Origin of the sequence: Micromonospora sp. NPDC005413 (assembly GCF_040606435.1) — a bacterium.
GTDB lineage: Bacteria > Actinomycetota > Actinomycetes > Mycobacteriales > Micromonosporaceae > Micromonospora.
The window spans coordinates 258,560-280,887 of the sequence record NZ_JBEXEV010000002.1; the positions used below are offsets into that span (position 1 = coordinate 258,560).

The following is a 22,328-nucleotide window of genomic DNA, read 5'->3' on the forward strand; positions in this document are numbered from 1 at the left end:
TGTGGGCCGAGACGCGCCGCCGCCACGTTTCCCGGCATCACCACGTTGGGTAACCAAACAACGGACCGACGCGGACGGACCGCGACCGGTAGGAACGGACGGTGGTGTCGATGACGGGCCAGGTGGCTGAGGCGCCCAACGAGATCGCTGCGGCGACCGGATTGCTCACCGTGGGTGTCGAGGAGGAGTTCCTGCTCGTCGACCCACACACCGGGGCCGCGGTCCCCGCCGTCGACCTGGTCATGGAGCAGGTGCCGGCGGAGCTGCGCGGGCAGGTGGAGCGGGAGTTCCAGACCAGTCAGATCGAGATCGGCAGCCCGCCCGGCCTGGAGCTCTCGTCGATCCGGCACTCCCTGGGCGTGCTGCGTCGGGCGCTCTCCGACGCCGCCGAGCGGGCCGGCGTACGTCTGCTCGCCATCGGCACCGGCCCGGTGGACGGCCCGGTGCCGCCGGTGGTGGACAAGCCCCGCTTCGACCGGATGATCGAGCGGTTCCAGCTGCTCGTCCCCGGCCCCGGCAACAACGGCATGCACGTGCACGTGGGTGTGCCCGATCCGGAGACCGGCGTGCAGGTGCTCAACCACGTGCGGCCGTGGCTGCCGATGCTGCACGCCGTGACCACCAACTCCCCGTTCGCCCGGGGTAGGGACACCGGCTATGCCAGCTGGCGCTCGGTCGAGTGGGAGCGCTGGCCGTCGGTGGCGCCGACGCCGTGGCTGGAGTCGCACGAGCACTACCAGCGGCTGATCCGCCAGTTGATCGCCAGCGGGGTGATGCTCGACGAGGGGATGCTCTACTGGTACGCCCGTCTGTCGGCGAAGTACCCGACCGTGGAGCTGCGGATCGGCGACGTCTGCCCGTCGGTGGACGACGCGGTGCTGGTCGCCGCGCTGGTCCGGGCCCTGGTGGCCACCGCCATGGCGGACGTCGAGGCCGACCGGCCGGCGTTGCAGACCGACCATCACCTCCTCGTCGGCGCGCACTGGCGAGCCGCCCACGACGGCCTGGAAGGCGACGCCGTCGACGTCACCACCGGCGAGCTGCGCCCGGCCTGGGAGCTGCTGGACCGGTTCGTGGAACGGATGCGACCGGCGCTGGAGCAGCACGACGACTGGGCCGAGGTGACCGATCTGCTGGGTGGGTTGCGCCGGCACGGCAGCGGCGCGGCACGACAGCGCGCGGTGTACGCGCGCACCGGGAATCTCACCGACGTGGTGCAGGACGTCGCGCGGCAGACCCGTGGCTGAGCAGCGTGACAGGATGAACCCGTGGCGCAACGCCTGATCGTCATCGGCGGGGACGCCGCCGGAATGTCGGCGGCGTCCCAGGCCCGACGCCGCCGCGACCGTGACGACCTGGAGATCGTGGTCTTCGAGCGAGGCCACTTCACCTCCTACTCGGCGTGCGGCATCCCATACTGGATCAGCGGGCTGGTGCCCGGCCCGGACGCGTTGATCGCCCGGGATCCGGAGACGTTCCGCACGACGTACGCCATGGACGTCCGGATGCGCCACGAGGTCACGGCCATCGACGTGGAACGCCGCGAGGTCGTGGCCCGGGACCTGGAGGGCGGCGGCGAGGTCCGCGAGCGCTTCGACGACCTGATGTACGCCGCCGGCGCGGTGCCGGTGAAGCCGCCGTGGGCGAACACCGACGCGGGTGGCGTGTTCGGCATGCAGACCCTCGATGACGGTGCGGCCCTGCGCGACTGGCTGGACGGCGAACCGCAGCCGCGCCGGGCCGTGGTGGTCGGCGGCGGGTACATCGGCGTCGAGATGGCCGAGTCCCTGATCCAACGTGGTCTCTCCGTCACCCTGGTCGAAGCGTCCGACCAGGCCATGTCGACGGTGGACGGCGACATGGCCGAGCTGGTCGTCGACGCGATGCGCGGCCTGGGCGTCACGATCCGCACCGGTCTGAAGGTGACCGGCCTGGAGCAGCGGGACGGCCGGGTGTCCGCGGTGGTCACGGCCGAGGGGCCGATTCCGACCGACGTCGTGGTCCTGGGCCTCGGCGTACGCCCGAACGCCGCGCTCGCCGAGGCTGCCGGGCTGCCCATCGGGCCGACCGGCGGGATCCGGGTGGACCGTCGGATGCGGGTGGCCGGCCTGTTCAACGTGTGGGCTGCCGGTGACTGCGTGGAGACGCTGCACCGGGTCAGTGGGATGCCGGTGCACGTGCCGCTGGGCACCCACGCCAACAAGCAGGGCCGGGTCGCTGGGATCAACATCGGCGGCGGGTACGCCACGTTCACCGGCGTGATCGGCACGGCGGTGACCAAGGTCTGTGACCTGGAGGTCGGCCGGACGGGCCTGCGCGAGCGGGAGGCCACGGAGGCTGGCTTCGACTTCGTCTCGGTGGTCGCCGAGTCGACCAACCGGGCCGGCTACTACCCCGGTGCCCGCCCGATGACCGTGAAGCTGATCGCCGAGCGACCCAGCGGCCGGTTGCTCGGCGCGCAGATCGTCGGTTGGTCCGAGGCGGCCAAACGGATCGACACCCTGGCCGTGGCGCTCTGGAACGGTATGACGGTGGACGATATGACGGCACTGGACCTGGGCTACGCTCCGCCGTACGCGCCGGTGTGGGACCCGGTGCTCATCGCCGCCCGAAAAGCGGTCGACGCGCTCGCCGCCCTCGACCGCTGACCCGCGCCCGCCGTGGAGGACCACCCCGTGACGCAGACCCCGACCCGGCCGACCGTGCGTCGGCGCCCGACGATGGTCGACGTGGCTCGGCGTGCCGACGTCAGCCTGAAGACGGTCTCCCGGGTGGTCAACGACGAGCCGGTGGGGCAGGAGCTGGTCAGCCGGGTGCTGGCCGCCATCGCCGAGCTGGGCTTCCGGCGCAACGACATCGCCCGCAACCTGCGCTCCCGGCAGCTCAACGCCACGGTCGGGCTGCTCATCGAGGAGATCGCCAACCCGTTCTACGCGACCATCGCCAGCGTCGCCGCCGAGATCGCCGCCGCCCACGGCACCATGCTGATCACCGCCTCGTCGGAGGAGGACCCGGAGCGGGAACGCGCCCTGTTGCAGGATTTCACCCAGCGCCGGGTCGACGGGCTGCTGGTGGTGCCGGCGGGCCCCGACCACTCGTTCCTGCGTCGCGAGGTCGAGCTGGGGATGCCGGTGGTGTTCCTGGACCGGCCGCCGCAGGGGCTGCAGGCCGACGCGGTGCTGTTGGACAACCGGGGCGGCAGCCACGCCGGGGTCGGCGCGCTGCTCGATGAGGGGCACCGACGGGTGGGCCTCCTGCTCGGCGCGCCGAGCGTGCCCACCATGCGCGAGCGGCTGGCCGGGGCGCGGGCGGCTCTGGCCGCGGCCGGGGTCGAGCCGGACGAGTCGCTGGTCCGCGAGAGGCTCATCGCTCCCGAGGAGGCTGGCCGGGCGGTCGCTGGGCTGCTCGACCTGCCGGACCCGCCCACCGCCTTTTTCTGCGCCAACAACCGGCTCACCGTCGGCGCGCTCCAGGAGCTGCACCGGCGGGGCAGTGACGCCGCGCTGGTCGGCTTCGACGACTTCGAACTGGCCCACCTGATGCCTCGGCCGTTGACCGTCGTCGGGTACGACACCCGGGAGCTGGCCCGGGTCGCCACCCAGCGGCTGTTCGGCCGGATCGCCGGTGACGACTCCCCACCCGCAACCACGGTGCTCCCCACAAGGTTGCTCCCCCGAGGCCTACCAACCCCGAGCTGACCCCGCAACCCGCAACCCCGGCCTCGGGCTCGGGCCTCGGGTCGATCATGGAGTTGTGGTGCCGCACGTATGCCGCGAAGTGCAGTCAAACGCCCACCACAAGTCCATGATCGACGGGGCGAGGGTGCGGGTCAGAGCAGGGCTTCGACCTCGGTGCGGGTTGGTGGGTCGGCGCCTTGGCGGTTACAGGTCAGGGCGGCCACCGTTGCGGCCTGTCGGAGCACCGCATTCCACTGCGGCTCGGTCACCGCGGCGAGCCGATCGGCGGGGCGGACGCCGAGCGCGTCGAGATCGGCCAACGCGGCCAGCAGGCCACCGGTGAACGAGTCGCCGGCACCGACGGTGTCGACCACGACGGTGCGTACCGCCGGTTCCTCGTGCAGTGATCCGTCCGGGGCGAGCAGCCAGGCACCGTCGCCGCCCCGGGTCACCACCGCACAGGACACCCCGGCCTCGCGCCATTCGGCCATCACGTCGGCCACCGACCGGTCCGGGTAGAGCCAGGCCAGATCCTCGTCGCTGGCCTTCACCAGGTGTGCGAGACGCACCTGCCGGCGTACCCGCTCCTGCTCCGCCGCCCGGTCCGTGACGATGCTCGGCCGCAGGTTGAGGTCGATCGAGATGGTGAGCCCGTCCCGGCGGCGTTCCCGGGCCAGCAGGTCCTCCAGCACCTGCGCGCCGGGTGCCAGCGCGAGCGCGAGCGACCCGGTGTGCAGCGCGGTCGCCGACGACCCGGCCAGCTCGGGCAGCTCCTGCGGCGTCCACTGCCAGTCCGCCGTGCCGGCCAGCCGGAAGTCGTAGCTGGCCTGCCCGGTGGCGTTCAGCGTGGCCACCGCCACCGAGGTGGGTTCCTCGGCGCGGACCGCCCACGCCAGGTCCACCCTGTTGACGCTCAGGTGCTCGGCGAGTTGCCGACCGTACTCGTCGGTGCCGAGCCGGGCCAGCAGTCGTACCGGCTGGTCGAGCCGGGCCAGCGTGACCGCCACGTTCGCCGGGGAGCCACCCGGCACGGCGCGCTGCCCTTCGGCGGTGACGACCAGGTCGATCAGTGCCTCACCCGCTACCACGATCACGCGGTCACCTCGCCCGGTGCGAGCGGGCCGGGGCCGCCGAGCCCGTCGGCCGAGCGGGACAGCAGCACCGCCTGGTACGCGTGGTAGACGTCCGGCCGGCCGTGCCAGACCGTGTCGGCCGGCAAATTCTGCGGGTCCAGCTCGTGTCGCCAGCCGGTGTCGTCGATCAGGTAGCGGCGGGCGTACGCCCAGAAGACCCGGTACCAGTCGGCATAGACCGCGTCCCCGGTGCGGCGGTGCAGGGTGACCGCCGCACCGATGGCCTCGGCGAGCACCCAGTGCATCCGGGAGCGCACCACCGGCCGGTCGTCCCAGTCGATCGTGTAGACGAAGCCGTCGGCGCCGTCGACCGCCCAGCCGCGACGAACGGAGGCGGCGAACAGAGCACGGACGTCGGTGAGCAGCCAGCGGGGTGGCTGCGGCAGGACCGCCTCCAACTCCAGCAGCAGCCGGGCCCACTCCAGCCAATGGCCGATGGTGGAGCCGTACGGCCGGAAGGGGTCGGCGGGCCGGTCCCGGTTGTAGTCGGGCAGTGGCGTCCAGTCGGCGGTGAAGTGCTCGGGCAGCCGCCAGTCGTGCCGGGCGGCCTCCCCGTGCACCAGGTGGGTGCCGATCTGCAGGGCGCGGTCGGCCCAGCTCGCGTCGCCGGTGGCGGCGGTGGCGGCGAGGAACGCCTCGACCATGTGCATGCTGCTGTTGGCGCCGCGGTAGTCCTCGGTGACCGTCCAGTCCCGGTTCCACGATTCGCGGACCGCTCCGGCGTCGGCGTCCCAGAACCGGTCCCGCACGACGGTCAGCGCGTCGGCGAGCAGTTGGTCCGCGCCGGGCCGTCCGGCGCGCGCGGCGCCGGACGCGGCGAGCAGCACGAACGCGTGGTCGTAGCCGGCCTTGCGATCGTTGACGGGCGCTCCGTGCTGGTCCACCGCGCTGAACCAGCCGCCGTACCGGTCGTCGCGCAGCAGCGTGTTCAGCGCGGCGATCCCGTGGTCGACCAGGGCGGCGGCATCCGGGTCGCCGTTGCGGTGGGCGAGGGCGGCCACGTGGGTCATCCGGCAGGTGATCCAGGTGAATACCGGTTCGCTCCGGTCCGGGGTGCGGTCGTCGGTCAGCCACCAGAAGCCGCCCTCGGGCCGGACCGCGCGGCGGGCCGTGTCGAGCAGCGTGCGGGTCTGGTCGGCGAGGAAATCGTCCAGGTCGGGCAGGTCGGGTGACCCGGCAGGAGCGGGGGTCGTTGCGGCGTCGGATCGGGGCACGTCGGTCATCTCAGCTGGTCACCGCCGGGTAGGGAAGGGACATACGGCCAGGATCGGTGGGCGGACCGGGTCCGCGCCGGGGAACCGCCAACGGGACGCCGCGAACCGGCTGCCCGCGCCGGGTGCGCTGCGGGAAGGATCATGTGTACGATTCCTCCCCTTTGCCCGTTGACATCGTTGTCACCGCTCAACCCTGCTCCGGCAGCCGGCCGACTGTCAATTCCGGTTGCGTCACACCGCCCCTCCGCTGTGGTTAGTAATAGTTGTCGATCGGCTGGCGCGCCTCATCGAACAGCGCCGGCCCCTCGTACCGGACCGGGGGCAGCGGCGGGGTGGCCGGCTTGACCTCCTCGAACTGCTCGCCGGACAGGGCGTACACCACCCGTCCGAGGCCGGACCGGTCGATCGCGGTCGCGCACATCGGGCAGGGCTGGCAACTGGTGAACATGGTGGTGCCGGCGGCCACGTCGGGGGCGAGTTCCCTCGCGGCCCAGCGGGCCAGCTTCAGTTCCGGGTGTGCGGTGATGTCCGAGTCAGAGACCACGGTGTTGTGGTCCTCGATCAGGACGGTGCCGTCCGCACCGACCAGCAACGAGCCGAAGGGCCGTTCGCCGGAGGCCCCTGCCTCGCTGGCGAGTTCCACGGCGCGGCGGAGAAACTCTTCGTCGTCGGGGGTCATCGGTCCTCCTGGGATGTGTGGTGGGCGGCCACGGCCGCAAGTGTCCGCCAGGCGCGTTCGGGCTGGCGGATCTCGGTCAGGTCGCCGTTGAACGGGTCGAGCACGACCGTCTCCGCGCCGAGCAGACGGATCTGGTCGAGGTCGGCGATGATCTGGTCGATGGTGCCGACACCGGCGAGCCGGTCCGGGGCGGTGATCGGTTCAGGGACCTCCCGCAGTGCGATGCGCGGCATCAACGCGGGCACCGGGCGACCCAGTTCGTCGGCGATGATCTTCAGCCGCACCGCTGCCTCGGCCAGCCATCCGGGCGTGACCCGCAGCGGGTGCCAGGCGTCACCGAGAAGTACCGCGCGACGCATGCCGGCTTCGCTGTTGCCGCCGACCCAGATCGGGATCGCATCCGTGTCGTAGTCGTCGGTGTTCTGCCAGGCATCGCGCATGGTGCGCAGGTACTCGTCGGTCAGCGCGCCGCGCCGCCGGTACGGCACGCCGAGCGCCTCGAACTCCTGCTGGGCCCAGCCGACGCCGACGCCGAGGACGAGCCGGCCGCCGCTGAGCCGGTTGAGGTTCGCCGCCATCCGGGCGGTGAGCAGCGGGTGCCGGTACGGGACGATGAGCACCGTGGTGCCCAGCCGGACCCGGGAGGTCACCCCGGCCAGCCAGGACAGCGTGGTGAACGGCTCATAGAACGGCGCCGGATACTGCTTGGCGACGTCCGGTGTCACCGCTATGTGGTCGGAGACCATCAGCAGGTCGAAGCCGAGACCCTCGACCGTCTGCGCCCACTGTCGCAGCACGTCGGGGTCGGTACCCGGGGCAAAGTTCGGTACGTTCACGCCAATTTGCACGGGTTATACGCTAGCCAGCGTGGAGCGGCGCGGGAACACCGTGATCCCTGCCTTCGCTGGCCTTTGCCGTGAATCCGCCGGTAGATTGGCCGGATGGCCGAGAATCTTGATGATCTCGATTGGTCGATCCTGATCGAGTTGCAGGGCGACGGCCGCTTGCCGATCACCGAGCTCAGCCGCCGGGTCAAGCTGAGCGCGTCGGCCACCACCGAGCGGGTGAGGCGGCTGGAGGCGACCGGTGTGATCAGCGGCTACCGCGCCGAGGTCGACCTGTCCAAGGCGGGCTTCGCCGTGCTCGCGGTGATCCGACTGAAGTACCCCGGCAGTCGGCACGAACCGCTGCACCGGCTACTGGATCAACGGTCGGAGATTCTGGAGTGCCTGCGCACGACCGGGGACGACTGTTACGTGCTGAAGGTGGCCGCGACGTCGATGGCGCACCTCGAACAGGTCGTCAACGATCTCGCCGGGTTCGGCAGCACCACCACCAATGTGGTCTACAGCGCCACCCTGCCCTATCGCGGCCCGCGCCTGACGCCGCCCCGCTCCTGACCCACCAAAGCGCGGTGGATGCTCCAGGATGGCCGGATGGATCTACCCGAGGGACTTGACTGGGTACGTGCGTCACCGGCGGGCCGGGCCTGGCTAGCCACACTCCCGACGTGGCTGGCGGAGTGCACCGAGCGGTGGTCGCTACGACTCGGCCCGCCCTTCCGGTACGCCTACGCCTCCCTGGCGCTCCCGGCGGATCTGCCCGACGGCACGGCTGCGGTGCTCAAGCTTCAGTATCCCGACGAGGAGAGCCGGCGCGAGGCCGACGCGCTGGCCCACTGGGACGGCGACGGGGCGATCCGGCTGCTCGCACACGACCCGGAACGGCGCGCCCTGCTGGTGGAACGCTGCCAGCCCGGCACTCCGCTGCACGAGCTGCCCATGGACCGCGCGCTGGACGCGGTGACCGTGCTGCTGCCCCGACTCTGGCGGCCGGCGGGCGCGCCGTTCACCCCGCTGGCCGAGGAGGCCGCCGGCTGGATCGACCGGATGCCCCGCACATGGGAACGAGCCGGCCGGCCGTGCGAGCGGCGACTGCTCGACGCGGCGCTCACCCTGCTCACCGATCTGGCGTCGAGCCAGGGCGAGCAGGTGCTGGTCAACCAGGACCTGCACGCCGGCAACGTGCTCGCCGCCGACCGGGACCCGTGGTTGGCGATCGATCCGAAGCCGCTGACCGGCGAGCGGGAGTTCTCGATCGTGCCGATGGTGCGCGGCCGGGAGCTCGGCCACTCGCCGGCCGCCGTCCGGCACCGGCTGGACCGGCTCAGCACCGAACTGGGGCTGGACCGGGAGCGGGCCCGGGGTTGGACGATCGGGCACACGCTGGCCTGGAGCATCGCCGACAAGGTCGTCTTTCCGCACCAGATCGAGGTCGTCCGCTGGTTACTCGACGAGGGCTGACGCCCTGCAGGGGGCTCAGCCGGGCTGGCAGGTACGGCACCAGTAGAGGTTGCGACCGGCCAGCTCACCGCGGCTGACCTCGGTGCCGCAGACGTGGCAGGGCACGCCGGGGCGGCGGTAGACGTACACCTCGCCACCGTGCCGGTCCACCCGGGCCGGCCGGCCCATCGCCTCCGGCAGGTGCGCGTCGCGCACCGTGTCGATCCGGCCGTGCTCGACCGCGAGCCGCATCAACCCGACCAGGTCGGCCCAGAGTGCGTCCCAGCCCGCCCTGCTCAGCAGCCGGCCGGGCATCGTCGGCGACAGCCCGGCCCGGAACAGCGCCTCGGTCACGAAGATCAAGCCGGTGCCGGCCACCACCGACTGGTCGAGAAGCAGCGCGGCCAGCGTCGTGGGGCTGCGCGAAATCCTGCGGTACGCCCGCTCCGGGTCGGCGTCGACGCGCAGCGGATCCGGCCCAAGGCGGCCTCGCAGTGCGGCCACCTCGGGTGGGGTGAGCAGCTCACAGGCGGTGGGCCCGCGCAGGTCCAGCCAGTGCCGGTCGCTGGCCAGCCGCAGCCGCACCTGACCGACCGGGTCCGGCGGCTCCCCCGACCCATCGGTGAACTTCCCGTACAGCCCGAGGTGTACGTGCAGCGTCAGCTCACCGGCGTAGTGATGCAGGAGGTGCTTGCCGTACGCCTCGGTGCTCTCCAGCACGGTCCCGGAGAGCCGCGCGGCGCCCTCGGCGAAGCGGCCCTGCGGGCTGTGGGCGTGCAGCTTGTCCCCGGCGAACAGCTCGGCGTGCCGGGCCGCCAGGCGATGGATCGTGTGTCCCTCTGGCACGGGTGCCAAGGATAGCCAGTCTCGCTCAGCAGGGCCGACTGAGCTGGGCGGTGCCGTCAGCCCTGGCGCTGCCCCTTGATGCCGGCAACGAACGCGGTCCAGGCGGCCGGGGCGAAGGCCAGCGCCGGGCCGATCGGGTCCTTGCTGTCCCGCACACCCACGACACCGGGAAGGTTGTCGGCCACCTCGACGCAGTCACCGCCGCTCCCGCCGCTGCGGGTGCTCTTGCGCCAGATGGCACCGGCAAGGTCAGTCATGATGCTCCTCGAGGATCGAAGTGATCATTTTTTCTGATTCTGCCTCACCCGAGGCGAGCGCTTTTAGGTCCGACCAGACGTGTTCGTAGGCTGCCACCTCGGCTGGCTTGTCCAGATACAGCGCTCCGGTGATGTTTTCGAGGTAGACGGTAGTTGGCTCGGTCGATGCCCTCCCGAACGCCTGCGGGAAATCCAGCAGGACGAAGGTCCCCGTCTCACTGGCCAGGGGCGGGCCAGCGGCAAGCGGGAGCACCCGCAGACTCACGTTCGGCAGCGCCGCCACATCGAGCAGGTGCCGCAACTGCTGGGCCATCGCGAGCCGGTCGGGAATGGTGCGGTGCAGCACGGCTTCGCTCAGGACGACTCTCAAGGCCGGCGCGGTGGGCAGCCGACGAACGAGGATGCCCTGCCGTTGCAACCGCACCTCCACCAGCTTCTCCCGATCCTCCCCGCTCATCGTCGGATTCTTCCGGCGAAACAGTTCGCTGGCGTACTCGCGAGTTTGCAGGAGCCCAGGGATCAGCTCCGAGTCATATCGGCGAATCAGAGTCGCGGACGATTCCAGGCCGACGTAAAGCGAGAACCACGACGGAACGATATCGCCGTACGAGTGCCACCAACCCTTGGCGCGAGTCTCCTTCGCAAGCCCGGCGACGATCTCCTTCATAGGCTCGGGCACCCGGTAGAGAGCGCACATCGCACGGGCGTCCACCACGCGCACCGGGACCAACCCCTTCTCGATGCGCCACACCTTCTGCCGCGAGCAGTCCAGTGCGTCGGCGGCGGCGTCCAGCGTCACCGAGGCGTCCTCGCGGAGCTGCGTGAGCAGCCGTCCGAGCTGCCGCCGAGGGACCGTGGACCCGCTTGTTTCATCCGTCATGCAACATCACCGCACCCCTCCTGCAACACCGAATGTTTCGCCCCGCACGCATTTGTCGTCCATTCCTCGTGCGTCAATATGGCCTGAGAGTAGGACGGCCGTGCGCGTTGCACAAGGGGGCCAGCATGGAACATGCTGGCACGCGTCGGAGGCCTCTGGAAAAGCGTCGGGAATGGCGTCGACAAAAGCGCTCCGCCTCGCCCATGCGCATTAGCCGGGGCGGCGCTATTCCTCGGGAAGGACGCCGCCGTGCGCGTGTCGTACAACGAATACCTCTTGGTCACCGCGCTGACCCTCGCCCGCCGGCATCGACCCGTCTGGAGTTGGGGGCGCTGGCGCACGGTGTGCCGCTGCGGCGCGGAGTTGCCCTGCCGAGCCCGCCACCGCATCCCGATCAGCCGTGGGCACTGGCCGACGTGATCGACCTGAGGCCCGGTGACCTGCTGTTGATCGGCGAGGCGTGCTCGGTGCAGTTCGCCGGCGATCGGGCGCTCCGCCTACGGCTGGTCAGTGTGGACCCCCGCCCGACGTACCACGGGTGGGTCTGGCTGACGGGCTACGTCCTCAATAAGAAGGGCGTGGCCGTCGACAAGCGAGAGGTGTACGTGCGGCAGGCCGGGGTGCGAGTGCGCCGGGCTGTTGCATTGCACGCCAACCCGGTCGGCCGCTGATCGCCTCTTGGCCGGGATGTCGGATGAGGTGTGCTCGCGCGCTGTGGAGCTGATGTCACAGACGAGTCATCCGCCGATGTCGTAAACGATTCAGCTCCATAGGCACCCCGACCCATGCCCCCTGCTGGTCAGCCCACGATCGTGTGATCGAGACGGCGACCGTCCACGGCCGTACCCGGAATTGGTGTCAGGAAACGCCCAGGTGGGTAGTTCAGGGCGGTACCGCGTGGGCGCCATCCCGATCCGTCGGCCACCACGCATTTATCAGGAGGTGTGTAGTGGTCAAGATTCCTTCGCTGTCCCGCCGGTCCGAGCCGGCACCGACGCGGGACGAGAACCTCGACGGCCGTATCGACGGCCGCGACACCCCGGCCGTCGACGGCCGGGACGACTCGGAGGCCCGCGTGAGTCGAGCGGACGACGAGACCGCTGGCCGCCCGGTGGTCACCGACCGGGACGCCGACCAGACGACGTACCGCAGCGCTGCCGCGCCCACCGAGCAGGCCGGCGAGGCCGAGCAGGCCGGCGAGGCCGAGCAGGCCGGCGAGGCCGAGCAGGCCGGCGAGGCCGAGCGGCGGGCCGCCAAGCGGGCCGCGGTAGCCCGGGCCGCCACCGGCCGACCGGTGGAGAAAGAGTCCCCGCCCGCGACCGCCCGGCCCGTGGAGACCACCACCGCCCGGCCCGTGGAGACCGAGCCGCGGCCCGGCACCGACCCGACCACGGGACGTACCACCGAGCGGGACGCGGACCTCGCCAGCACGACCCGGCGACCCGACACGACGGACCGGGTCACGACCGACCGCCCGGTCGACCCGACCCCGGGCACGACCGCGCCCGAGCCGCCGGTGACGCGCGGCCCGAAGCCCCGGGCCAGCCTGCTCGCCACCCTCGGTCTGATCGTCTCCGTCGCCGGTGCGCTCTTCGTGCTGACCGGCACCCTGGCCGGGTACGGCATCGGGCTCGGCGCGTTCGGCGCGGTGCTCTCGGTGCTCGGCCTGATGGCCACCCGCCGCCGGCACGTCGCCGGCAAGACCGACGCGCTGTTCGGTGTGCTGATCGGGCTGGCCGCAGTGGTGGTCGGGGTGCTCGCGATGACCGGCCAGTTCGACTGGCCGACCACCGACGGCGACTGGGTGCAGCGCTTCCGCGAGTGGCTCGACTCACAGTTTGTCGATCGTTTCTAGCGGGCACTGTTCCGCTCGCCGGTGATGCACCGGCAAAAGCCGGCGGTTCGCCGGCAGCCCGAACAATCCGGTGGTTCACCGGCCGGGCGACACCCTTTCAGGGGCGGCGGTTCGCCGCCCCTGAAGTGTTTCCGGGGCCCGGCGAGTGCCGGGCCCCGACGCATTTCCACGGCAGCCGACCATCAACGCAACGAATCGCGGCCGCACACCCGTCACACGCAACGAATATCCGGTCTGCGCAACTCTCGGTGGTGGATTCTGCCGCTGACGCCGCATAACGTTGAGCAACGGCGCCAGCCCGTGGGCCACGGTGGCCGGGCGCGCCCGACCCTGGGAGCAGGACAATGACGATGGACGCCACCAGCCAGCGCCTGTTGATGTGCCGGCCGACGTACTTCGCCGTCGACTACGCGATCAACCCCTGGATGGACCCGAGCGCGCCAGTCGACGCCGCGCTGGCCATCCGGCAGTGGGAGCAGCTGCGCCAGACGTACCGCGACCTGGGCCACACCGTCGAGGAGATCACTCCGGTGCCGGGCCTGCCCGACATGGTCTTCGCCGCCAACGGTGGCACCGTGATCGACGGCAAGGCGATGGCCGTGCAGTTCCGCGACCCGCAGCGCGCCGACGAGGCGCCAGCCTATCGGGCCTGGTTCGAGGCCGCCGGCTTCGAGATGTACGACCCGAAGCACGTCAACGAGGGCGAGGGCGACGTCCTGCTGGCCGGCGACCACCTGCTGGCCGGCACCGGCTTCCGCACCGCACACGCCTCGCACGCCCAGTTGCAGGAGGTCTTCGGCTACCCGGTGATCACCATGCAACTGGTCGACCCGCGCTTCTACCACCTGGACACCGCGCTCACCGTGCTCGACGAGCGGACCGTGGCGTACCTGCCCGAGGCGTTCTCCCCCGGCAGCCAGGCCGTGCTGCGCCGGCTCTTCCCCGACGCGGTGCACGCCACCATGGCCGACGCCGAGGTGCTGGGGCTGAACGCGGTCAGCGACGGGCGGCACGTGGTGCTGCCCGCGCAGGCCACCGACCTGGCCGCCAAACTGCGCGACCGGGGCTACGAGACCATCGGTGTCGACCTGTCCGAGCTGCGTAAGGCCGGCGGCGGACCGAAGTGCTGCACGCTACGACTCCGTCAGGGAAAGGCAAGCAAGTGATCGTGGATGACATCCTGCGGACGCCGGGAGCGGTCCGGGACGCCGAGCGTTGGACAGCGCACAACTACCACCCGCTGCCGGTGGTGATCTCGTCCGCGGAGGGTGCCTGGCTCACCGACGTGGACGGTCGCCGCTACCTGGACTGCCTGGCCGGCTACTCCGCGCTGAACTTCGGCCACCGGCACCCGCAGCTCATCGCCGCCGCGCACGCACAGCTGGACCGGCTGACGCTGACCAGCCGGGCGTTCATCCACGACCAGTTCGCCGACTTCTGCCGGGAGCTGGCCGAGCTGTGCGGCAAGGACCTGGTGCTGCCGATGAACACCGGCGCCGAGGCGGTGGAGACCGGGATCAAGGTCGCCCGCAAGTGGGGCTACCAGGTCAAGGGCGTGGCCGCCGGGCAGGCCAACATCGTGGTCGCCGAAGGCAACTTCCACGGCCGGACCACCACCATCGTGAGCTTCTCCACCGACGAGGACGCCCGCGCCGACTTCGGGCCGTACACCCCGGGGTTCACGGTCGTGCCGTACGGCGACCTGGACGCGCTGACCGCCGCGATCGACGAGAACACCGTGGCCGTGCTGCTGGAGCCGATCCAGGGTGAGCAGGGCGTGGTGGTGCCGCCGGAGGGCTACCTGCCGGGCGTCCGCCAGGTCTGCACCGAGCGCAACGTGCTCTTCATCGCCGACGAGATCCAGTCCGGTCTGGGGCGTACCGGCGCGACCTTCGCCTGTGACCACGAGGGCGTCGTGCCGGACATGTACCTGCTCGGCAAGGCCCTCGGCGGCGGCATCGTGCCGGTCTCCGCGGTGGCCGCGAACGCCGACGTGCTCGGCGTACTCAAGCCGGGCCAGCACGGCTCCACCTTCGGCGGCAACCCGCTCGCCTGCGCGGTGGCGATCGAGGTGGTCCGGCTGCTGGCCACCGGCGAGTTCCAGCGCCGCTCGGCCGAGCTGGGTGAGCGGCTGCGGGCCGGCCTGGAAGGGCTGGTCGGCAAGGGGCTTGTCGGGGTGCGTGTCCGCGGTCTGTGGGCCGGTCTGGACATCGACCCGGCGCTGATGAGCGGGCGCGAGGCATGTGAGCGCCTGATGGAGCGTGGCGTCCTCGCCAAGGACACCCACGGCTCCACCATCCGCCTCGCCCCACCCCTGGTCATCACCGAAGACGAGATCGACCAGGCGGTAGCCCGGCTAGCCGAGGTGCTAGCCGCCTAACCCGCCGCCCTCCCCCTCCCTCCCCCGCCCCGCCGCACCCCGCCCTCGCCCACCCCGCCCTCGCCCGCCGTGCCCCCCGCCCCTCGCCCCCGTTGATCTAGGGCAAATCGTCGCTTGATGATCTCGAATCACGACGATATGCCCTAGATCGACGGGGCGGGGGGCGCGGGGGGCACGCGGGGGGGCGCGGGGCAGGCGGGTGGCGGGGCCGGGGCGTTAGGGGCGGGGTAGGCGCATGGCCATCGTTGGGGCTTCGGCCATTACCGAGGTGGGGGTGAACGGGGCGCCGGTGGGCAACTCCTCGGCGCGACCGATCTGCACCCCGGGGTAGAGCTCCACCATGTCGTTCTCGCCCAACACCCGGGACTGCTGGGGGGCCAGGGGAACCCGGTCCGATTCAGCCATCGAGCCGCCCGGGCGGATGCCGGAGCCATTGGTGCTGACGTCGGTCACGATGACCTCGCCGACGCGCAGCTCGAAGCGGACGTGGCCACGGCTGATCCACCGCCGGGCCTCATCGTTGAGCCACTGCCCGAGCATGATCCCGCCGTCCTGCTCCGGGGCCCGGCCAGCCACGACCGGCTGCTCCTCGCTCACCACGAACCGCCGCCGGACCAGGCCGCCGACGCGCACCGCGAGCACCTCCGTACGCGGCCGAGGGCCCGCGTCACCGAGCCGTACGCCGTGCCGGGGGCAGGTCGGTACGCCATTTCGCAGCGCGGGCGGCGGCTGCCCTGCCGGGCTGCGTTCCGCCGCCGGGGCCAGGTCGGCGAACGCGCCGCCCCCACCACCGCTGCCGAACAGCGCGCAACCCGACTCCGGGCAGTGCCACTGGCGGGCCAGCAGCTTTGCCCCGGTCTGCGAGCGCTTGCCGGCCACCGGTGAGTGCCCGCCACCGACGTGCGCGATGAACACCGGCCCACCGGCGCCCGGCACCGGGGCGAGCACCCGACCCGGCTGCTCGACCAGCCACGGGAACCGGCCACGCAACCCGTCGAAGCGGACCCGGCTGAGCACCGGCAACCCGAGCAGGTCGGCGACCTCCAACATCCGGTCGCCCGGGTTGTCGAGCACCTCGACGAGCCCGTCGTCGGCCCAGCGCCGGACCACCATCCGCTCGTTGGAGGTGAGGTCGGCGTCGGAGAGCAGCGCCCGGTGCACCACCGCGTAGACCTGGACGCTGTCCTCCTCCAGCTCGCGGGAGAGCGCGTCGATGACCATGCCGAGGCGCAGCAGGCTGGCTGGCCGGCCGCCGTCGAGGTCCTGGTAGCGGATCACCTCGGCCAGGTCGAGCACGGCCCGAGCCAGTAACGGGTCCGTGCAGACCCGGCCCTCGATGGCGTCCAGCACCTTGCTGATCTCGAATCTCATCGGGCGCTCCAGATGACTTCGTCGATCCGCCGGGCCGGGGACCAGCCCATCAGCCCGCCCAACTCGTCTCGCACCGCTTCCGCGGTGAGCAGGTCTGCCATGCGCCGACCCTACCGGGGGCGGCCGTCGGCATCGAGCCAGCGGTAGCGGGGTGTCGGTGGGAGCCCACACGCCGAAGCGAGGGCGGTGCCATCCCGGCACCGCCCCCACCCACGTAGTTTGCTCAGCCGCGCAGCGGCCCGCGTGCTCAGCCGCGCAGCGGCCGTGCCTGCTCAGCCGCGCAGCGGCTGACCAACCGCGTGCAGGTGGCCGAGCGCCTGCCGGTACGACTCGACAAGCCCGGTCTCGGCGTACGGGATGCCCTGCTCGACGCAGTAGGCGCGCACGATCGGCTGGGCCCGGCGCAGGTTGGCGCGCGGCATGTTCGGGAACAGGTGGTGCTCGATCTGGTAGTTGAGCCCGCCCAACGCGGTGTCCACCATCCGGCCGCCCCGCACGTTGCGGGAGGTCAGCACCTGCTTACGCAGGAAGTCCAGGTCGTCCTCGGCGGTCGGCATCGGCATGCCCTTGTGGTTCGGCGCGAACGCGCAGCCCATGTAGAGACCCCACAGCGCCTGGTGTACGGCGGCGAAGAGCAGCGCCTTGACCGGCGACATGACCGCGAGCAGCAGCGCCACATAGCCGGCGGTGTGTGCGACGAGCAGCACCCCCTCGACCGCCCGGCGCCGCATCGGGGTGGTGTACCGGCCGTCCGGTTCGCGGCCGATGATCGCCCGGATGCTGTGCACGTGCAGGCTCAGACCCTCCAGCAGGAGCATCGGAAAGAAGAGGTACGCCTGCCGCTTGGCCAGCCAGCGATTGACGCCGCGGGTCTCCAGCGCCTGCTCGGGCGTCCACACCAGGGCGCCCGCGCCGACGTCCGGGTCCTCGTCCTCGTGGTTCGGGTTGGCGTGGTGCCGGTTGTGCTTGTCGACCCACCAGCCGTAGCTGATGCCCACCGCCACGTTGCCGGCGAACAGCCCCACCAGCTCGCTGGGACCGCGCCGACGGAACATCTGGCGGTGCCCCGCGTCGTGTCCGAGGAACGCGACCTGGGTGGTGGCCACCGCCATCAGAGCCGCGAGCGGCAGCTGCCACCAGGAGTCGCCGAGCAGGAACACGGCCACCCAGCCGGCCACGAAGGCCCCGAGGGTGAGCACGATGCGGGCGACGTACCAGCCGGGGCGTCGCTCCAGCAGGCCAGCCTGGCTGATCCGTCGGGACAACTGTGCGTAGTCGCTACCTCGCCGTTGTACCGGCGGTTCCGCCACCGCTCCGAGCGCCATCGCTGCTCCCGTTCCGCTTGCGCCCGTACCGGGGTGGTTCGGGCTTATTGTCAAGTCTCCCGCCAGCAGTAGCGGTGAGTAACCCTGGCAACCCCCGGACCGGGGGTAGGGCGAGCCCTACCCCCGGTCGTACGGCTCAGCCCAGCCGGCCCACCACGGCGCGCAACCGCGCCAGGTCACGCCGCCGCCGCTCGTAGGTGGCGGCGAGCCCGACCAGCGCCAGCCCGCCGGCACCCAGGTAGATCCACCGGGGCAGCAGGTCCCAGCCTCGGGCCAGCTCGTGGAGCGCCAACAGCGCCAGCACCCCGCCGCCGAGCAGCACCGGCGCCTGCCAACGGCGGGTCGCGCCGGCCAGCACCGCGCCCAGCGCCGCCGCACCGAGCAGCAGTCGCCGCCACGGCTGCGGGTCCGGCCCGGCCAGCACCGACATCAGGCTCGGCAGCAGCGCCGCGACCAGCCCCGGGCCGAGGGCCGGCCAGCTCGTCAGCCCGGGCCGGGTCCGCAGCGCCAGCAGACCCGCGCCGAGGGCGAGCCCGGCGGCCGGCAGGGTGTACGCCTCCAGCACGGTCACCCCGCCAGCGGCCAGCAGCACCCACGCCCCGAGCAACTCGCTGCCGGCGGCGATGCCGGCGAACACCCACCGCCGGCTGGCCGGCTCACCCCGGCGCAGCAGCCGCAGCGCGACGGCGGCACCCCAGAGCACGCAGACGGTCGCGAGATGCCGCGCCACCTCGACGGCGAGCACCGCCGCCACCAGCGCCACCGCCTGCGCGGCAGCGTCCAGCACCCGCCCGACCCGGGCCCCCGGCGGAGTGTTCACGACCGCCCGCGACGGAGTCGCCGCGTCGGCCAGCGACGGAGCGGTCGCGACCGCCCGCGACGGGGTGGTCGCGGCGGCGACGGCCAGGACCAGCGCGGCCACCGCGAGCAACGGGTACGCCGCAGCCCGCAACGGCAGCCCTCCGGCGAGCGGGGCGGTCACCGCCAGCGCGGACGCCGCACCCACCGCGGCGAGGCAACCGGCGACACGCACCTCGACCGCGCGTGCCCCGACGGCGACGACCACCGCCGCCACCAACAGCACCCCCTCGGCAGCGAGCGTGCCGGCCCGGGTGGCCAACAGCCCCACCACACCGGAGGCGACCAGCACCGTCCCCATCGGTACGGCGATCGGCGCGAGCGCCGGGCGAGGCGCGGCCAGGGCGGCGAACAGGAGCGCCGCCACCCCGGCGAGCAGGACAGCAGCCGGCAGCACCGGCCACGGCGCGCCGACCGCGACGAGCAGCACCGGCAGCGCGGCCCCGACGAACGGCAACGCCGGCAGCGCCGGTGGGAGAACCCGCCGACCGGCCAGCACAGCGGTCACCGCCAGCACGACCAGCGCCAGCCCGACGGGGAGCGCCGCCGGGTCGGCGACGACCGTGGGCACCCCCGACCAGACCCACCCCCCGCCGCCGTACGGCGGCACGAGCGCGGTCAGCACCGTCGGCAGGGCCGCCAGGGCAGCGACCGCCGCCAGCACGCCGCCCGCCACCACGAGGCCCGACCGGCCGATCGCCGACGGCCCCCCGACCGACGACCCTCCGACCAACGGCCCCCCAGCCGCAGACCCCCCAGCCGCAGGCCCCCCAGCCGGCGACCCCCCGACCGCAGGCCCCCCGACCGCCAGCCCCCCAGCCGGCGACCCCCCGACCGCCGACTCCCGAGCCGCCGACACCCCAGCCGGCGACCCCCCGACCGCAGGCCCCCCGACCGCCAGCCCTCCAGCCGCCAGCCCCCCAGCCGGCGATCCCCCGATCGGCGACCCAGCGTCCCCCGGCTCGCCCGACCGGGCCGGCTCGTGGGCCACGGCCTCCGGTCGATCCCACAGGGCGATGAGCGCGACGCCCAGCGACGCCAGCGCGGCGTACAGCGCGAACGGCTCGTCCCCCGCCACGACCAGCGGCGCGAGTCCGGGCCCGGTCACGGCGACCACGGCGCCGGTCACCGCGTACCCGGTCAGCTCCACCCGGTGGCGACGCGCCGCGAGCACCGCGACCAGCGGCAGCCCGGCGGCGACCAGCGCGAGCCGGGCCTGCCACCAGGGCGGCGCGCCCGCGGCGAACAGCGCCACCACCGCGATCCCGGGCAGCGCGAGCTGCGCGACCAGCAGGCCCGTTCCGGCGACGTGCCGGTACGGTCCGATGCCCCGTCGTACGGCCAGTGCCAACCCGACCACGGCGATGGTGCCGAGCGCCACCAGGACACCCGCCGGGGCGGCCAGGGCGACCAGCAGCCCGTGCCCGAGCAGGACGGCACCGCCGAGCGCGCGGGCGAGCAGGGAGACCGGGCGGGTCGCCGGGCGGGCCAGCACGGCGAGCAGCAGCGCGACCCCGCCGACCAGGTCGACGGCGAGCACCGCCGGCCAGGCGGCCGTCCAGCCGGCGGGCAGGGCGAGCAGCACCGCCACCGTGCCGGTCGTGGCGAGCACCGCCCGCGCGCCCCGGGGCATCAGCAGCACCGTCGCGCCGATCGCCAACGCCACGGCGGGTGCCAGCTGCCAGCCCCAGTTCAGATCCGGCCCCGTCGCGGCCCCGCCCCACGGCGGCATCGACCGGACGAAGGCGGCGACGGCGAGCGCGGCGGTGATCAGCACGGCCACCTGCGCAGTGACCGCCGCGACCAGCAGCGCCCCGACGCGCGGACCGGTCCACCCACCACCGGCACCAGCCGCCTTCGCTCGGGTCGCGTCCGGCAGCAGCCGCACCGCGGCGGCCAGCCCGACGGCCACCATCGCCGCCGCGAGCAGCAGCAGTGACGGCCGTAGTTCGGCCACCGGGCGCAGCAGTGCGGCGGCGAGCACCGGCACCAGCAGACCGGCGGCCACCGTCCGCAGCGCCCGCCCCCCGACCAGCCAGGCCGCACCGAGCCCGGTCAGCGCGACCAGCAGCAGCGGCAACCCGGCCAGCAGTGGCGAACCCGCCGCCCGCCCGAGGATCAGCGGCACCAGAGCGCAGCTGGCGGCAGCAACGAGCGCGCCGCCGTGCCCGATCCCGGCCAGCACCCGGCCGACGAGCTGCGCCGCCCCTTCCCGGCCACGCAGCGTGGCCAGCACAGCCAGGTTCAGCAGCGCCACCCCGAGCAGGACCAACGCCCAACCGGCCGCGCCCGGTTCCGCCTCGGCAGCGAGCAACGGCAACACCGGCTGGACGACCAGCAGGGCGGCGAACCAGGGCCCGGTCAACCTGCTCCACCGGCCGTACGCCACGGCGACCGCCGCGCTGGCCCCCCCGACCAGCGCGGCGTACCGGCTGCCCGGCCAGCCGGCCACGCCGGCCAGGTCCACCGACCAGGCCGCGTAACCGTCCAGCACCACCAGCAGCAACCCCACCGCGGCGAACGTCTCCGCCGTGCCGCGCAGCCCGCGACGGACCGCCAGCAGGGGTACGGCCAGAGCGAGCGCCGTGAACGCCGCCAGGATCAACGCCCGCCCGCCGACCCCCACCGCCGCCCAGGCCACCGCCGTGAACACCACCGCCGCAGTGCCCAACAGGAGTCCACCGAGGACGAAGAGCAGACCCTGGACGGTCCGGGTCGACGTCTCCGCCGCACCCGGCGCCGAAACTGCCGGAGCGACCGGTCCCGGAGCGATCGGCAGCACCGGGCCGACGAGAGGGGCCGGGCGCGCCACGGCGGGAGCAGCCATCCCGGCGCGGACGACCGCCGCCAGCTCCGCCCGCCGCCGCGACATGGCCGACAGACGGCCGGCCAACTCGGTGTACGTACGGCGGGCCCGCTCCACCTCCGGCTCAAGCTGGGCGACCTCCCTGCCCAACCGGACCACCTCAGCGGCGATCGGGTCGGGCGCGCGGCGGCAGCCGGTGCAACCGGTGCTCAGGTCGGCCGGTGCACCGCAGGCGGGGCAGGGATAGCGGGTGTGATCCACCCGGTCATCATCCGGAACCGCCCTGGGCGTGGCAAAGAGTGCGCGTACTCAGGGTCGGGTGTGCTCGTACACCCAGGTGGCATACGCCGGATCGCCACTCTCCACCCTGGACACCAGGATCTCCGGCACCTCGTACGGGTGACTGACCCGAATCTGGTCCACCAGCGCGGCGAGCCGGTCCGGTGAGGTCTTGAACTGCACGGACCACTCGGTGCTGGTCTCCATTCCGGACCGCCACCAGTAGGTGCTGTCCACCTGACCGCCCACCTGGGCGCAGGCGGCGAGGCGCCCAGCGACGGTCGCGGCCGCCAGCACGTCGGCGACCGAACGCGCATCCACCACCGTCGTCACCACGCAGATCTGGTCCACGACCGCACCCTACGCGGCATTGTCCGACTGAGCCCGTTTTTCGTTCGCGACTGCGGGGCTCCGCTTCGCTGCACTCCTCGCGCTCACCGGGCCCGTTTTTCGTTCGCGACTGCGGGGCTCCGCTTCGCTGCACTC

Annotated in this window: 21 protein-coding genes; 10 read left to right on the top strand and 11 right to left on the bottom strand. The window is 72.7% G+C overall.

Going from position 1 to position 22,328, the window contains the following annotated elements; translation table 11 throughout:
- The first annotated feature begins 110 nt into the window (after positions 1 to 110).
- The 3 genes from ABZS37_RS03935 (at position 111) to ABZS37_RS03945 (ending at position 3,698) form a co-directional block, all read left to right on the top strand.
- Positions 111 to 1,247: a glutamate--cysteine ligase gene (locus ABZS37_RS03935; RefSeq protein WP_355165299.1), complete on the top strand. Its 1,137-nt coding sequence runs from the start codon at positions 111 to 113 to the stop codon at positions 1,245 to 1,247.
- Positions 1,248 to 1,268: 21 nt separating this feature from the next.
- Entirely contained in the window at positions 1,269 to 2,648 is a 1,380-nt protein-coding gene (locus tag ABZS37_RS03940; RefSeq protein WP_355165301.1) for an FAD-dependent oxidoreductase, read from the top strand.
- A gap of 72 nt (positions 2,649 to 2,720) precedes the next feature.
- Complete coding sequence (locus ABZS37_RS03945) at positions 2,721 to 3,698, top strand: LacI family DNA-binding transcriptional regulator (protein WP_355165879.1); 978 nt, start codon at positions 2,721 to 2,723, stop codon at positions 3,696 to 3,698.
- A 131-nt stretch (positions 3,699 to 3,829) separates the two neighbouring features.
- On the opposite strand, the gene ABZS37_RS03950 is transcribed toward ABZS37_RS03945, so the two are convergent.
- From ABZS37_RS03950 to ABZS37_RS03965, 4 genes are all read right to left on the bottom strand, one after another.
- Positions 3,830 to 4,771, bottom strand: coding sequence for a carbohydrate kinase (locus tag ABZS37_RS03950; RefSeq protein WP_355165303.1), 942 nt, complete (start codon positions 4,769 to 4,771; stop codon positions 3,830 to 3,832).
- On the bottom strand, positions 4,768 to 6,033 hold the full coding sequence (locus ABZS37_RS03955) for an AGE family epimerase/isomerase (protein WP_355165305.1): 1,266 nt from the start codon (positions 6,031 to 6,033) through the stop codon (positions 4,768 to 4,770). Before ABZS37_RS03955 ends, ABZS37_RS03950 begins: the two co-directional genes overlap by 4 nt.
- Before the next feature lie 244 nt (positions 6,034 to 6,277).
- The gene (locus ABZS37_RS03960; RefSeq protein ID WP_355165307.1) at positions 6,278 to 6,703 is read right to left on the bottom strand and encodes a nucleoside deaminase; all 426 of its coding nucleotides are present in this window, start codon (positions 6,701 to 6,703) and stop codon (positions 6,278 to 6,280) included.
- Positions 6,700 to 7,551: a TIGR03619 family F420-dependent LLM class oxidoreductase gene (locus ABZS37_RS03965; RefSeq protein ID WP_355165309.1), complete on the bottom strand. Its 852-nt coding sequence runs from the start codon at positions 7,549 to 7,551 to the stop codon at positions 6,700 to 6,702. The genes ABZS37_RS03960 and ABZS37_RS03965 overlap by 4 nt, the downstream gene beginning before the upstream one ends.
- A gap of 93 nt (positions 7,552 to 7,644) precedes the next feature.
- On the opposite strand from ABZS37_RS03965, the gene ABZS37_RS03970 reads away from it, so the two are divergent.
- Complete coding sequence (locus ABZS37_RS03970) at positions 7,645 to 8,103, top strand: Lrp/AsnC family transcriptional regulator (RefSeq protein WP_354995299.1); 459 nt, start codon at positions 7,645 to 7,647, stop codon at positions 8,101 to 8,103.
- Between the two features lie 36 nt (positions 8,104 to 8,139).
- A complete protein-coding gene (locus ABZS37_RS03975; protein WP_355165311.1) occupies positions 8,140 to 9,006 on the top strand; it encodes an aminoglycoside phosphotransferase family protein in 867 nt (288 codons plus the stop codon).
- A gap of 15 nt (positions 9,007 to 9,021) precedes the next feature.
- Here ABZS37_RS03975 and ABZS37_RS03980 read toward each other — a convergent pair whose 3' ends face one another.
- Genes ABZS37_RS03980 through ABZS37_RS03990 form a run of 3 tightly spaced genes read right to left on the bottom strand, consistent with a single transcriptional unit; the run spans position 9,022 to position 10,968 of the window.
- Positions 9,022 to 9,831, bottom strand: a complete 810-nt coding sequence (locus ABZS37_RS03980; RefSeq protein WP_355165313.1) for a DNA-formamidopyrimidine glycosylase family protein — start codon at positions 9,829 to 9,831, stop codon at positions 9,022 to 9,024.
- 56 nt (positions 9,832 to 9,887) lie between these two features.
- Positions 9,888 to 10,088: a DUF397 domain-containing protein gene (locus tag ABZS37_RS03985; protein WP_355165315.1), complete on the bottom strand. Its 201-nt coding sequence runs from the start codon at positions 10,086 to 10,088 to the stop codon at positions 9,888 to 9,890.
- On the bottom strand, positions 10,081 to 10,968 hold the full coding sequence (locus tag ABZS37_RS03990; RefSeq protein WP_355165317.1) for a helix-turn-helix transcriptional regulator: 888 nt from the start codon (positions 10,966 to 10,968) through the stop codon (positions 10,081 to 10,083). The genes ABZS37_RS03985 and ABZS37_RS03990 overlap by 8 nt, the downstream gene beginning before the upstream one ends.
- 249 nt (positions 10,969 to 11,217) lie before the next feature.
- On the opposite strand from ABZS37_RS03990, the gene ABZS37_RS03995 reads away from it, so the two are divergent.
- The 5 genes from ABZS37_RS03995 (at position 11,218) to rocD (ending at position 15,203) form a co-directional block, all read left to right on the top strand.
- On the top strand, positions 11,218 to 11,388 hold the full coding sequence (locus tag ABZS37_RS03995; RefSeq protein WP_355165319.1) for a hypothetical protein: 171 nt from the start codon (positions 11,218 to 11,220) through the stop codon (positions 11,386 to 11,388).
- Positions 11,385 to 11,639, top strand: a complete 255-nt coding sequence (locus ABZS37_RS04000; protein WP_355165321.1) for a hypothetical protein — start codon at positions 11,385 to 11,387, stop codon at positions 11,637 to 11,639. The genes ABZS37_RS03995 and ABZS37_RS04000 overlap by 4 nt, the downstream gene beginning before the upstream one ends.
- Before the next feature lie 278 nt (positions 11,640 to 11,917).
- Complete coding sequence (locus tag ABZS37_RS04005) at positions 11,918 to 12,823, top strand: thrombospondin (protein ID WP_355165323.1); 906 nt, start codon at positions 11,918 to 11,920, stop codon at positions 12,821 to 12,823.
- 350 nt (positions 12,824 to 13,173) lie between these two features.
- On the top strand, positions 13,174 to 13,989 hold the full coding sequence (ddaH, locus tag ABZS37_RS04010) for a dimethylargininase (protein WP_354995405.1): 816 nt from the start codon (positions 13,174 to 13,176) through the stop codon (positions 13,987 to 13,989).
- Positions 13,989 to 15,203 carry an ornithine--oxo-acid transaminase gene (gene rocD, locus ABZS37_RS04015; RefSeq protein ID WP_355165881.1) on the top strand — a complete coding sequence of 405 codons (1,215 nt, stop codon included), beginning with the start codon at positions 13,989 to 13,991 and terminating at the stop codon, positions 15,201 to 15,203. Before ddaH ends, rocD begins: the two co-directional genes overlap by 1 nt.
- 216 nt (positions 15,204 to 15,419) lie before the next feature.
- Here the strand turns inward: rocD and ABZS37_RS04020 are convergent, their stop codons facing one another.
- From ABZS37_RS04020 to cutA, 4 genes are all read right to left on the bottom strand, one after another.
- Positions 15,420 to 16,574, bottom strand: a complete 1,155-nt coding sequence (locus ABZS37_RS04020) for an FHA domain-containing protein (RefSeq protein WP_355165325.1) — start codon at positions 16,572 to 16,574, stop codon at positions 15,420 to 15,422.
- A gap of 272 nt (positions 16,575 to 16,846) precedes the next feature.
- Positions 16,847 to 17,899 carry an acyl-CoA desaturase gene (locus ABZS37_RS04025; protein ID WP_355165327.1) on the bottom strand — a complete coding sequence of 351 codons (1,053 nt, stop codon included), beginning with the start codon at positions 17,897 to 17,899 and terminating at the stop codon, positions 16,847 to 16,849.
- A 136-nt stretch (positions 17,900 to 18,035) separates the two neighbouring features.
- A complete protein-coding gene (locus tag ABZS37_RS04030) occupies positions 18,036 to 21,824 on the bottom strand; it encodes a hypothetical protein (protein WP_355165329.1) in 3,789 nt (1,262 codons plus the stop codon).
- 48 nt (positions 21,825 to 21,872) lie between these two features.
- The gene (gene cutA, locus ABZS37_RS04035; RefSeq protein ID WP_355165331.1) at positions 21,873 to 22,193 is read right to left on the bottom strand and encodes a divalent-cation tolerance protein CutA; all 321 of its coding nucleotides are present in this window, start codon (positions 22,191 to 22,193) and stop codon (positions 21,873 to 21,875) included.
- Positions 22,194 to 22,328: the final 135 nt, after the last annotated feature.